At 67.2% G+C, this 12,542-nt stretch carries 10 protein-coding genes; 4 read left to right on the top strand and 6 right to left on the bottom strand.

Annotated features, from left to right (window positions below):
* Positions 1–166 precede the first annotated feature (166 nt).
* The 3 genes from AC57BR_RS21150 to AC57BR_RS21140 all read left to right on the top strand — a co-directional run bounded on the left by AC57BR_RS21150 (position 167) and on the right by AC57BR_RS21140 (position 2,711).
* Positions 167–457 (top strand): hypothetical protein, encoded by a 291-nt coding sequence (locus tag AC57BR_RS21150; protein WP_496364177.1) that lies wholly within the window; start codon positions 167–169, stop codon positions 455–457.
* A 141-nt stretch (positions 458–598) separates the two neighbouring features.
* The gene (locus tag AC57BR_RS21145; RefSeq protein ID WP_496364175.1) at positions 599–1,324 is read left to right on the top strand and encodes a DUF1206 domain-containing protein; all 726 of its coding nucleotides are present in this window, start codon (positions 599–601) and stop codon (positions 1,322–1,324) included.
* A 34-nt stretch (positions 1,325–1,358) separates the two neighbouring features.
* On the top strand, positions 1,359–2,711 hold the full coding sequence (locus tag AC57BR_RS21140) for an SRPBCC family protein (protein WP_496364173.1): 1,353 nt from the start codon (positions 1,359–1,361) through the stop codon (positions 2,709–2,711).
* Between the two features lie 88 nt (positions 2,712–2,799).
* Here the strand turns inward: AC57BR_RS21140 and AC57BR_RS21135 are convergent, their stop codons facing one another.
* Together AC57BR_RS21135 and cobA are read right to left on the bottom strand one after the other, a co-directional pair.
* Positions 2,800–4,266 carry an FAD-dependent oxidoreductase gene (locus AC57BR_RS21135; RefSeq protein WP_496364171.1) on the bottom strand — a complete coding sequence of 489 codons (1,467 nt, stop codon included), beginning with the start codon at positions 4,264–4,266 and terminating at the stop codon, positions 2,800–2,802.
* 101 nt (positions 4,267–4,367) lie between these two features.
* Positions 4,368–5,654, bottom strand: a complete 1,287-nt coding sequence (cobA, locus tag AC57BR_RS21130) for a uroporphyrinogen-III C-methyltransferase (protein ID WP_496364169.1) — start codon at positions 5,652–5,654, stop codon at positions 4,368–4,370.
* Between the two features lie 212 nt (positions 5,655–5,866).
* Between cobA and AC57BR_RS21125 the strand changes: the two genes are divergently transcribed.
* A complete protein-coding gene (locus tag AC57BR_RS21125) occupies positions 5,867–8,083 on the top strand; it encodes an Rv1352/Rv1906c domain-containing protein (RefSeq protein WP_496364167.1) in 2,217 nt (738 codons plus the stop codon).
* A 263-nt stretch (positions 8,084–8,346) separates the two neighbouring features.
* On the opposite strand, the gene AC57BR_RS21120 is transcribed toward AC57BR_RS21125, so the two are convergent.
* The 4 genes from AC57BR_RS21120 to AC57BR_RS21105 all read right to left on the bottom strand — a co-directional run bounded on the left by AC57BR_RS21120 (position 8,347) and on the right by AC57BR_RS21105 (position 12,530).
* Positions 8,347–9,312: an ABC transporter permease gene (locus AC57BR_RS21120; protein ID WP_496364165.1), complete on the bottom strand. Its 966-nt coding sequence runs from the start codon at positions 9,310–9,312 to the stop codon at positions 8,347–8,349.
* Positions 9,302–10,027 carry an ABC transporter ATP-binding protein gene (locus AC57BR_RS21115; protein ID WP_354257471.1) on the bottom strand — a complete coding sequence of 242 codons (726 nt, stop codon included), beginning with the start codon at positions 10,025–10,027 and terminating at the stop codon, positions 9,302–9,304. Before AC57BR_RS21115 ends, AC57BR_RS21120 begins: the two co-directional genes overlap by 11 nt.
* Positions 10,028–10,082: 55 nt before the next feature.
* Entirely contained in the window at positions 10,083–11,216 is a 1,134-nt protein-coding gene (locus AC57BR_RS21110) for an ABC transporter substrate-binding protein (RefSeq protein ID WP_496365199.1), read from the bottom strand.
* 147 nt (positions 11,217–11,363) lie between these two features.
* On the bottom strand, positions 11,364–12,530 hold the full coding sequence (locus tag AC57BR_RS21105; protein ID WP_496364162.1) for an RtcB family protein: 1,167 nt from the start codon (positions 12,528–12,530) through the stop codon (positions 11,364–11,366).
* Positions 12,531–12,542 lie beyond the last annotated feature (12 nt).

The following is a 12,542-nucleotide window of genomic DNA, read 5'->3' as shown; positions in this document are numbered from 1 at the left end:
ATGTCCTTCCTAGTACGAGAGGGTCAATCCGGATCAGTGGCTGCCGCAGACCCTGCGAACAGGAGCCCGCCAGCCGTACCAAAGACATGGTCCCCACATGGTAAGCACACTTACTAACGTTACGATAGCCCGTAATTTCAACGGTTCTGTGCGTAAAATCAACGCCATGGGATCAACAGGAACACTCTTCGGCTGGGCATTCGGCGACTCCGAACGCGAGGACGACCAGTCGTACGTGGACGGGCTGAAGCGTGAGGCGCTGGCCAACGCAACGCAGGCCGCCAAGAGCAAGGGCTTCGACGTCGAGGCTGGCTCGGAAGTATTCACCGTCCTGAGCGCGGGCGACGCGCTCGTCGACATCGACACGGCACCCGACGACCTCGTGGTGCGCTGCACGGTGAAGCTCGTGGGTGAGGGCTCGGAGCGCATCCACGCGGAAGGGCCAATGAACGGCTAAGCGCCGTTTGGTTAAAGGCAGAACGGCTAACCGGAGGGCACTACGGACAACGACTCGACGATCAGCGAAGCGGCCGATGCCGCGGAGGCTGCATCGAACACCAAGGCGCTCGACGTCGTCGCGCGTTCAGGTTTCGCTGTCATGGCCCTGCTGCACATCATCGTGGGCGCCATCGCGATTGCCCTGGCCTTCGGGCACCCCGGCGAGGCCGAGGCCACCGGCGCCATCGAACAACTGGCCGCCAACCCCTGGGGACCGGCACTCATGTGGGCCGGCATGATCGGCTGCGCGGGACTCTCCCTGTGGCAGCTGAGCGAGGCCACCCTCCGGGCCCGACGCCTGCCGCACAAGGAACGGATCGGGAAGCTGATCTCTTCGGGCTTCCTCGCAATCGCCTACGGCAGTGTAGGGCTCAGTTTCGGCGGCTTTGCGGTGGGGCTTCGCGGTGACTCCGGCGAGTCGACGAGGGACGTGAGCGCGGCCCTCCTCAGCAATCCCTTTGGCGGCGTGATCCTCAGCGCCCTTGGCCTGACCGTCATCGGCGTGGGGATCTACTTCGTGGTGAAAGGCTTCCGGCGGGGCTTCAAGGAGGAGCTCTTCCACTTCGACGGCACCCGCCGGGGCAAACTCATCGACTCCCTGGGTGTGACCGGACACGTGGCCAAAGGCATCGCACTGTTCCTGGCCGGACTGCTATTTGCCATCGCGGCCGCCAAGCACACCCCCGAAGAATCCACCGGTCTCGACGGCAGCCTGAAGGCGCTGCGCGACCACGAGTACGGGCCCTACCTGCTGTTTGCCATCGGCGCAGGCTTCATTTGCTACGGAATCTTCGCCCTGGTCCGGTCAAAGTTCGGCACGATGTAGTCATGGAAAGGCTCTGGTCATGGGAAGGCGACGCATGAAAGGACGATTCAGCGGCGATCCGGGCGGGGCGCCAAATCGGAAGTCTAACCGGGCGGCAGACCTCGCCGGACGCGGTTTCGCCGCCGTGTTCCGGGCCATCAAAGCAGTGCGCCCCGTCCGCCCCATCCATCCGCGGGGCATCAGCCTTGTTGGGGAACTGACGCTCACCGGCGCCGCGGGCCGCACAGCAGCAGGTCTTCCGGGGCTGAGCGGGGTCTCCTGGCTCGACGACGCCGGCACGCGCCAGGTGCGCGGGCGGTTTTCCCGTTCGGTCGGTCTCCCTGAATCGCTGCCGGACATTCTGGGCCTGGCGCTGCGGACGGGTGCTGGCTCCGGCGGCTCCGGTGACTTTGACGGCGTCGGCGACAGCGCCGACGTCGGCGATGTCCTGTTTGCTTCCACCGGCTGGGGCGTGCCGGGCCGGTTCATGCTGCACCCCAAGCTGGACGTTGGCACGGCCAGGTTCACCACGCTGATGCCGTACAAGGGTACCAACGGCCCCATCCTTCTGGGACTGCGCACGCTGTCTCTGCCGGGTCGCGCCACAGGCAGGCCGGACACGAACGGAAACTTCAAGGAGCCGCTGGCCAGCGGTGAGTGGACACTGGCGCTGTTGTACGCCACCCCGGCCGGCCGGTGGGTGCAGGCCGGCGTGCTGCACCTGAGGGCCGCTCCCGACGGCGGGGGCACGGATGGCGGGGACACGGCCATCCGCTTCGACCCCCTGAAGCATCCCCTGCCCGGCGCCAGAACCTACCCTTGGGCCCGCCGGCTCCGGGAGCGCTCATACCGCACCGCCCGGCGCCCCGTCCCGCGCGGTTCTGGCGACCCTCATCCCGCCGGGCTCAAAGCTGCGAATCGGAACTCCACCACCGGGCGCCAGGGTACGGCCGACGAAAGGAACACCATGTCAACCGTCACGCAGGTCTTCAATTCACCCGCGTCAGCAGTCTGGACCGTGATCGCGGACGGCTGGCTCTATTCCGGCTGGGTGGTGGGTGCCTCGAGAATCCGTTCCGTGGACGCGCACTGGCCTGAGGTCGGCGCCCTGCTCCACCACTCCGTGGGTGCATGGCCGCTGCTCATCAACGATTCAACCAAGGTGACGGCCGCCGAGCCGGGCCAGCGGCTGGAGCTGATCGCGCGCGGCTGGCCGATCGGCGAGGCAAAGGTCATCATCACCCTCGAGGAGCTGGGCGAGCAGTGCCGGGTCACGATGGCCGAGGACGCCGTCCGCGGTCCCGGTCTGGCGGTACCCAAGGCACTGCGCGACCCGATCATCACGGTGCGCAACAGGGAAACCCTGCAGCGCCTCGAGCTCATGGCCGCCGGCGGCGCGGGCGCTTGAAGCAGCGTGCTTAAAGCAACGCGGGGTCACTCCCCGCCCAATCCAGTCGGATTATTGGGCGCGAAGTGACCCCGCGTTGCTTTAGGTACTAGACGCTGGCGGCGATCCCGTCGCGGGAGATGGAGACCATGTCCTCGCGCGGCACCACCTTGATGCGCTCACGCACAACCTCCACGCCGTGCGAACCGCCGGCAGCGGTGGCCTCGGCGCCCAGGGCGAGTTCGTGGGCGTCCAGCGCCAGCCAGCCTTCCCAGGTGGTGTATTCCACGCCGCGGCTTTCAAGCAGGTCGACGACGGCGCTGTCAGCGGGCGCCTCGGCAACCGGCAGGTTCTCGCGGTCTTCCAGCAGGAAGGTCACGGTCTCGAGGGCATCACCCTTGGTGTGGCCGATCAGGCCCACCGGTCCGCGCTTGATCCAGCCGGTGGCGTAGATGCCCGGGACGTGCTCGCCGGAGGCGTCCAGGACGCGGCCGCCGGCGTTCGGGACGACGCCCTTCTTGTGGTCGAACTCGATCTCCGGCAGGGCGGAACCGAAGTAACCGATGGCGCGGTAGACGGCCTGGACCGGGTAGTCGACGTACTCGCCGGTGCCACGGGCGTTGCCCGTGCCGTCCAGTTCGGTGCGCTCAAACTTCATGCCGCTGACGCGCCCGGGGTTCTCGGCGTCGTCGTAAATCTCCACCGGGCTGTGCAGGAAGTGCAGGTGCAGGCGGCGGGAGGCCTTGAGCTCGGAAAGGTCCTCGGGCTGCTCGGCGATCCAGTTGGTGAGCGTTCCGACCATGGTCTTGGTCTGGTTGTTGCTCTGGATCTGGCGGTCGGATTCCTCGTCGAACTCGAAGTCCTCCGGGTACAGGATGATGTCCACGTCCTTGGAGTGGGACAGTTCGCGCAGCTCCAGCGGGGTGAACTTGACCTGGGCGGGGCCGCGGCGGCCGAAGACGTGGACGTCGGTGACGGGCGATGCCTTCAGGCCGGCGTAAACGTTGTCCGGGATCTCGGAGACCAGGAGGTCGTCGGCGTGCTTGGAGAGGACGCGGGCCACGTCGAGGGCCACGTTGCCGTTGCCGATCACGGCGATTTCCTTGGCGTCCAGCGGCCATTCGCGGGAAACGTCCGGGTGTCCGTCGTACCAGGAGACGAAGTCGGCGCCACCGAAGGAGCCCTCGAGTTCGATGCCCGGGATGTTCAGGTCGGCGTCCTTGATGGCGCCGGTAGCGAAAATGACGGCGTCGTAGTGCGCGCGCAGGTCCTCGATGGAGAGGTCCGTGCCGTAGTCGACGTTGCCGAAGAAGCGGATGTCGCCGCGGTCCAGGACCTTGTGCAGGGCGTTGACGATGCCCTTGATGCGCGGGTGGTCCGGGGCCACACCGTAGCGGATCAGGCCGTAGGGTGCCGGGTAGCGGTCAAAGAGGTCGATGCTCACGGTCAGCTCGCCGCTCTTGACGGCCTCGCTCTTGGTGAGGATGTCCGCTGCGTAGACGCCGGCCGGGCCGGATCCGATGACGGCCACGCGCAACGGGCGGGCGGCGGTTCCTACGGTGGTGCTGGTTGACACGGCTGTGTTCCTTTTCTTCGGTCCCGCCCAACTAGGTCGCAGTTGTTGTCGTTTTGAGGGCTCAAAACGACATCTGCTGCTACCTAGTTGGGGAACGGGGGCTAGGGGGTGAGAACGCGGGTGGTGCTGGTGCGGGGCTTGTTGGGGCTGGTGGTGCTGTAGTCAGCGGTTTTGAAGTGCGACGGCGCGAAGGGGCTGACGCGGACAACGTCACCGATGACGATCACTGCAGGATTGGCGACACCGGCGGCCTCGGCCTGATCGGCAATGGTGCCGAGGGTGCCGATGGTGACGCGCTGGTCCGGCAGGTAGCCGTTTTCAACAATACCAACTGGCGTGTCCGCGGGCAGGCCGGCGTTGCCCAGGGCGGACGCCGATTCGCGCAGCTGGCCCACGCCCATGAGGAGCACCACAGTGTGGTCGGCGCGGGCCGGGACCTCGGAGAGTTCCTCGTGGCCGGTGACCACGCTGAAGCCCTTCGCCAGGCCGCGGTGTGTGACCGGAATGCCGGCGGCCGCGGGGACGGAGATCGCGGATGTCACACCGGAAACCACTTCCACCTCGACGCCGTGCTGGCGGCAGAATTCTGCTTCCTCACCGCCGCGGCCCAGGACGTAGGGGTCCCCGCCCTTGAGGCGCACCACGCGGTGACCTTGGAGCGCCTCCTCGACGAGGATCCGGTTGATCTCGGCCTGCGGCACGGGGTGGTGGCCGGGGGTCTTGCCGACCTCGATGACGCGCACGTCCGGCGCAAGTTCATTGAGCAGCTCACGGGGGCCGAGGCGGTCAGCGACGACGACGTCGGCCTGGCCGAGCAGCCGGCGGCCGCGGACGGTGATAAGGCCGGTGTCGCCGGGGCCGCCGCCGACAAGGGCCACCGATCCCCGGTGGGCACTGTCCTTCGAAATACGGCGGCGGCGCAGCGGCAGGTCGCCCGATTCCAGGGCGGTGGCGACGGCGTCGCGCAGGGCCATCGCACGGCGCGGGTCTCCCCCGGCGTTGACGGCGATCTTGACGTCGTCCACCACGGCCACGGCGGGCGTCCAGGCTGCGGAGGATTCGTGGTCGGAGGCGTTGACGCACCAGACGCGCTGCGCTTCGGCGTCGGAAGCTACCGCGGTGTCAACGGCGGGATCACCGGTGGCGGTCTGAACGAACCAGACGCCATCGACGTCCTCGGACCGGTAGGTACGGGGCTCCCAGGTGAGAAGGCCGGCATCGGCGAGTTCGCGGACCGCGGCGGTGGCCTCGGGGGCGACCACGGTGACGCGGGCACCGGCGTCGAGCAGGCCCTTCGCGCGGCGCGCAGCAACGCGTCCGCCGCCCACCACCAGCACGGGGCGGCCGAGGAGGCGCAGCGCCGTGGGGTAAATGTCCTGAATTGCCATGGATCAACGGTAGGGCTGTGTTACGGGCCCGGCCAACGGCGCGGAAACACCAGTTCACGCAAGGTAACGCTGCGTCATATTGCGACAAGTGCCCTGCGGCTGTCCGGCACGCGGTTGGCGGACCGAAATTGTCTGTGACGGGCCCTACAATAACTCCGATCGGGATCACCGATCGGTCTCAACATCGTCTCAACATGGGGGAAGGACACTAGTTGTCTCTGCACGAAAACGTCCGTACGCGGACGCGCCCTGGTCTGCTGACCAGGAGCATTGCCACAGCCGGCAGCATGGCGTTGCTTGCCGGACTTCTGATGGCTCCGGCAGCACAGGCGCTGCCGGTGGAAACCGGGACTGTTACGGAGCCCGCACCGGCTCCTGCTGACCCGGCACCCGTAGATCCGGCACCGGCTGATCCGGCTCCGGCCGACCCGGCACCCGTAGATCCGGCACCCGTAGATCCGGCTCCGGCTGATCCGGCTCCGGCCGACCCGGCACCCGTAGATCCGGCATCGGAAGGACAGCCGTCGGCCGAGGCCACGCCAACGGAAACAGTGCCTGCGGAGGTGGCACCGGCCGCTCCCGAAAACATCAGCCTTCCGGCCATCGACGGGGACCCCGTCGTCGGCGGCACCCTCACATCCACGGGCGGTCAATGGAGCGGCGCGGGCTGGATCCAGTACAGCTGGACCGTCGACGGCGTTCCCGTCCAGACCGCCGGTCACGCAGTCGGCGAAGCGGATGTGCTGAGCATCGCCCCGTCCATGGCGGGCAAGAGCGTTCAGCTCACTGTCGTGGCGTCGTCGGAGGCCCAGGCTCCCGGAACCGAAGCGTCCGCCGCAGCCGTCACTGTGCGCCCGGCCGCCTTCACAGGCGTTGTTTGGAGCAACGCCGTGGCCGGCAGGCCTGCCGTCGGCCAGGAGCTGTCGCTGGGCACTCCGCAGTGGGATAACTCCGCCAACCAGGGAACCGTGACGTACCAGTGGTTCCGCGGCACCGCGGCCATCGGATCGGCCACAACCTCGCGCTACACAGTCACCTCCGCAGACGTCGGGCAGAAGCTGTGGGCCAAAGTGACCCTGTCAGCTCCGGGCTTCACCTCGGTGGAACTGTCCTCCGTTCAGGTCACCGGCGTCACCGCGACCTTCGCAACCGCGCCCGTGCCCACCGTCAGCGGAACCGCCCGCGTGGGCCAGGTGCAGACGGCGAATGCAGGAACGTGGGCTCCCGGCGGTGCCGTACTGTCCTACCAGTGGTACCGCGGAACGGCGGCCATCACTGGCGCGGTAGGCCGTACGTACACCACTTCCGCTGCCGACTACGGCAAAGCACTCAAGGTGCGGGTGCGGGCAACCAAGGCAGGCTTCGTCACCGTTGACCGCTTCTCCGCCGCACGCACGATCGCGGCGGGGACAATTGTTGCCACCAAGCCCCTGAGCGTCGTGGGAACCCACCGTTACGGCAACACCGTGAAGGTGTCCCAGGGCTGGCCCGCCGGCACGACAATCCGCTATCAGTGGTACCGGAACGGCGTGGCAGTCAGGGGCGGCACCGGCTACGCGCTGTACTTCAACCCGAGCTACATCGGTTCACGGGTGAACGTGAAGGTCACGGTTTCCAAGCCCGGCTATGCAACACGGTCGGTCACCACCGGTGCGGTCACTGTTGGCCGGGCACTGATCACGCTGAAAACTGCTCCGAGAATCACCGGGGCAACGTCACTTGGCTCCACACTGACCGCCAACGTGGGCACCTACTCCCCCGCGCCGTCGGCCTACGCGTACCAGTGGTACCGCAACGGTGCCGCCATCTCCGGCGCGCGTTACCGCACCTACCGCCTCGCTGCCGCGGACAACGGCCGGTCCATCACGGTCCGCGTATCCGCCAGCCTGATCTACTCGGACACCCGGGTCACGATGAGCCCGGCACTGAAGCTCCCGGTCTGGGCTGTGACGGTGCTTCGCGGTGACGGCACATACCGGGTGGGGACGCAGATCAAGCCGGGCCTGTACAAAGCGACGGGAACGGGCAGCGGCTGCTACTGGGCGCGGCTTAGCGGCTTTGGCAACAGCCTCGCCGAGATCAAGGCCAACTACTACGGATCGGCCCGGACCTACGTCCAGATCCTTCCCGGCGACGTCGGGTTCCAGTCCAGTGGCTGTGGCGCCTGGACCACGGTCCCGTCCACGGGTGCAAGGGCCACAAGCATCACCAAGGACGGAATCTACCGGGTGGGCATCGACATCCTGCCCGGCGACTATTACGGCTACGGCTCCGGTGATTCCTGCTACATGGCGATGTTGAGCGGCTTCGGCGGCACTCTTGACGACATCTACGACAACTACTACGGCTCCGCCTGGATTGTCGTGACTATCCCGTCGTGGGTAAAGGGCTTCGAGGTCGACGGCTGCGGGACATTGGTCCGCGGCTGACCTTGGTTGGCTGAAAGCCCGACGGCGGTTACCGCCGTCGGGCTTTCTTGTGCCCTGCGGCCGGTTGGCTCTTGCGGGGCTGCCGTCGTGGGGCACTTTGGCAGGAATCTGAAGCCTGTGGGCGCCCAATCCTCGGCGTGTCCCGTGTCAATGTGCCCCATTTTGGTCGCGGGCCCCTCGGCTGGGCAGCAGTCAGGGTCCGGGCAGCAGAAAGCCCGACGGCGGGAGTCGCCGTCGGGCTTTCACGTACAGCCTGGTGGTGCTTAGCGGGTGCTGCCCGCCAGGAGGCCGCGGCGCTGGAGCAGGCGCTTCTCGATGGGCGCGAACACCAGCAGCTCGATCAGGATGCCGACGGCCAGGATCAGGAGGATCGCGGACATCACGATGGTCATGTCGGCGAGGTCGCGGCCCTGGTTCAGCATGGAGCCGAGGCCGAAGCCGATGGTGCCGCCCACGGCGATGATTTCCGCGGCCATAAGCGAACGCCAGGAGAAGGCCCAGCCCTGCTTGAGGCCGCTGAGGTAGCCCGGCAGTGCTGCGGGAAGGATGATCTGCACCGCCATCTGGAGCCGCGAGGCGCCGAGGACGGTGCCTACGCTGCGGTACTGCGGCGGGATCTGGTCGACACCGGAGATCAGGCCGTTGATGATCGACGGGATGGCGCCCATGAACACCACGAAGTAAACGGTGGCGTCGGTGAGGCCGAACCAGATGATGGCGGCCGGCACCCAGGCGACCGACGGCAGAACCTGCAGGCCGGAAATCAGCGGACCGAACGCCCGGCGCAGCGGCGCCACCTGGGCCAGGAGCAGGCCGACCGGTGTGGCGATCGCGACGCTGATCAGGAATCCCAGGAGCCCGCGCTGCAGCGACGTCCAGACCGCTTCCTGCAGCGAGCCCTCAGCCCACAGCGTGCCGAACTGCTCCAGCACATCCATGGGGCCGGGCACTTGGTCGCGGCGCTTGATGCCCAGCGAAACGTAGAACTGCCAGATGATGATCAGAACCACGACGGCGGCGACCGGCAGCAGAACGCGGCTCCAGTCGACCCGGGCCTTACGCACCGCGTCCGACTGCAGCGAGTCCAGCCCGGATTCCAGCTCGCGCAGGTCCGCCGAGCCGGTGGACGACCGGGTCAGCGCGGCGTGCACCTTTGTTGAGCCCTCGGTCTCCACAAGCTCGACCAGCGGGGACTCAGGCTCGGCCACGGGAGATGAATTACTTGGCATGGCGGCGGATCTCCTCTCGCAGCCGGGCGGTGATGACCCCGGTCAGCTGTCCGGCAAGACCGGCGTCGGTACGGTGTTCTTCGGTGACTTCCCATTCCTGCACCACGCGGCCGGGCCGCGAGGACAACAGCAGGACGCGCTGGCCCAGCCGGACCGCCTCGCGGACGTTGTGGGTCACAAAGACGATGGTGCGTCCGGTTTCCTTCCAGATGCGCTCAAGTTCGTCGTGCAGCAGGTCTCGGGTGATGGCGTCCAGGGCCGCGAACGGCTCATCCATGAGCAGCAGCTGGCGGTCCTGCGCGAGCGAGCGGGCCAAGGCCACACGCTGGCGCATGCCACCGGACAGCTCGTGCGGGCGCCGGTCCGCCGCCTCGGCCAGGTGGACCAGGTCCAGCAGCTCCGCGGCCTTGACCCGCCGCTCCGCCTTGCCGACGCCGCGCAGCTTCAGCGCGAGCTCCACGTTCTCGCGGGCGGTGAGCCACGGGAACAGTGCTGAGTCCTGGAACATGAAGGCGGCGCCGTCGCTGGGCACCTCCAGGGCGCCCGACGTCGGGAGCTCCAGTCCCGCCATGATGTTCAGCAGGGTGGACTTGCCGCAGCCGGACGCACCGAGGAGGGCGACGAACTCGCCCTTGCCGATGGTGGCGTTGACGTCGTCCAGCACCGGGGCACCCTCGCCGAAGCGCTTGCCCAGGTTTTCCAGTACGACTGGCATGGTCCCGTCCTTTGTTCGTGGTGCGTTAAATGCAGCGGTGCAGATGCAGGCCGGGCTAGTCCTGGCCCAGCCCTGCAGCTGTGGTTTGTTCCTTGGCCACTGCGTTCAGCGCCCGGAGGTCGAAGAGGCCGTTGAGATCGGCCTGCTTGGTGGTGCCGGCGTCCACGCCGTCCTGCAGCAGCTTCTTGAATGCTCCGGCCAGCGGATCCACCGTGAACACGATGTTTTTCAGCGAGCGGTCAATGACTTCCTGCGGGAGTGCCTTGCCGGCAGCTTCCTTCAGGGCGGCGTTCACTTCCGTTGCCTTCTCGGCTGCCGGGGTGTCGTTGAGCCACTTCACGGCCTGGACGTGGCCCTTGAGCAGGGCCTCCACCGTCTGCGGGTGTTCCGCGGCGAACTTCTTGTTCACGATCAGGATGGTGGTGGGGAACTCGCCGGGCTTGCCCGTCAGCGACCCGTCCCACAGGTCCTTCTCATCCACCAGGACCTTCGCTCCGGCCTGAAGCACCAAGCGCGAGGCCCATGGCTCAGGCAACCACGCGCCGTCGAGCTTTCCGTTCTGGAACAGCTTCAGGGTCTGGGCGTTCTCGGTGGGGTTGATCGCAACGTCCCCGCCGCCGTCGGGCGTGGTCTTGTAGCCCTGCTTGCCCAGCCAGGCGCGCAGCGCCACGTCCTGGGTGCCGCCCAGCTGCGGGGACGCCAGGGTCTTGCCCTTGAGGTCCGCCGCGGTCTTGATCTCCGGCTTGACCACCAGCTGTGCGCCGCCGGAGGCTGCCCCGGCGATGATGCTGATGGATTCGCCCTTGCTCTTGACGAACGAGTTGATGGCCGGGTTCGGGCCGATGTAGGTGGCGTCGATCGCGCCGGCGTTCAGCGCCTCGATCGCTGCCGGGCCCGCGTTGAACACCTGCGTGCTCAGCTTGGTGTCGCCCAGCTCCTTGGCGATGAAGCCCTTCTGGACGCCAACCAGCGCGGTGGCGTGGGTGATATTCCCGAAGTAGCCCAGCTTCAGCTCGGCTGCTGGGGTGCCGGCTGCGTCGGGGGCCGCCGTGGCGTTGGAATCCCGGGCCACAGCCGACGCAACAACCGCGCCCACACTGATCAGCAGGACGAGGCCGACCGCCAGCGCGACTTCCAGGGCGCGGCGGCGCTTGGGCGTCTGGCTTTCGCCGGCCACAATACGGGTCATGCCCGGCCTGGAAGTACTCATGGATTCACCATAGGGACTGGCATAAACGGGGTTCAACGGAGCGGAAACCCGGGGTCACGCAGGTTCATGCAACGTCACATTCAGCCACAAAAAACCGCCTGCGCGCGGGCCCTTGGAATTTCGGGGCTAATCCCCCTTGACATTCACCAGCTGGCGCAGCCGGTGCCGTACCTTCACCAGATCCGCGGCGTCGCGCATGACCTGGTCGATGGGCTTGTAGGCTGCCGGGATCTCGTCGATGAACGCCTCGCTGGCCCGGAACTCGATGCCGTGCATGGCCTCCTTGAGCTGCGCCAGCGAGAAGGCTTTGCGCGCAGCATTACGCGAATATTCCCGGCCGGCACCGTGCGGCGAGGAGTTCAGGGAAGTGGCGTTGCCGAGTCCCTCCACAACGTAGGACGCCGTTCCCATGGACCCGGGTATCAGGCCGGGGTCCCCGGCTTCGGCCTTGATGGCGCCCTTGCGCGAAACCCACACCGACTTCCCGTAATGCGTCTCCTGCTGGGTGAAGTTGTGGTGGCAGTTGATCCGCTCGCTTTCCCGGACGGGGCCGCCCACCCAGTCGCCGAACTGCCGGATCACGCGGTCCATCATCTCCTCGCGGTTCAACAGGGCGAAGTGCTGGGCCCAGCGCAGCTCCTTGATGTACCGCGTGAACTCCGGCGTGCCCTCCTCCAGGTACGCGAGGTCCGGGTCCTCCAGTGTGATGCGCTTGTCGCGGGCCACTCCCTGCGCCACCCTGATGTGGTGCTGGGCGATCTTGTTGCCGACGCCGCGCGAGCCGGAATGCAGGAATAGCCAGACGGCGTCGGTCTCGTCGGTGCAGACCTCGATGAAGTGGTTGCCGGAGCCGAGCGATCCCAGTTGGAGGTCCCATTTCGCCACATACTGCGCGGGGTTGAACCCGGCCTTTTCGGCCCGCCTGTGCAGCTCGGCGATGCGCGGCTCCGCGGTGGCCATCACCCTGCGGTTGTTGTGGCCGGCGGACAGCGGGACGGCACGCTCGATGCTCTCACGCAGCGGCTTCCGGTCCCGCGGCAGCTCTTTGAGGGTGTACTGGGTCCGCACGGCGATCATGCCGCAGCCGATGTCCACCCCGACGGCGGCCGGAATGATGGCGCCGAGCGTCGGGATGACGGATCCCACCGTTGCGCCCTTGCCCAGGTGCGCGTCCGGCATCAGTGCCAGATGCGGGTAGATGAAGGGCAGGCGGGAGGTGGTCAGGGCCTGCTCACGGGTCTTCTCGTCCAGGATCGATGCCCAGTTGATGAGCTTGCTGTTGATGGTTTCCACGACCGGCCTCCC

The organism is Arthrobacter sp. BGA-UO-ETr-C19 (assembly GCF_059568005.1).
The sequence above is the reverse complement of the archived record's forward strand: the minus strand, read 5'-3'. Positions and strand labels throughout refer to the sequence as shown.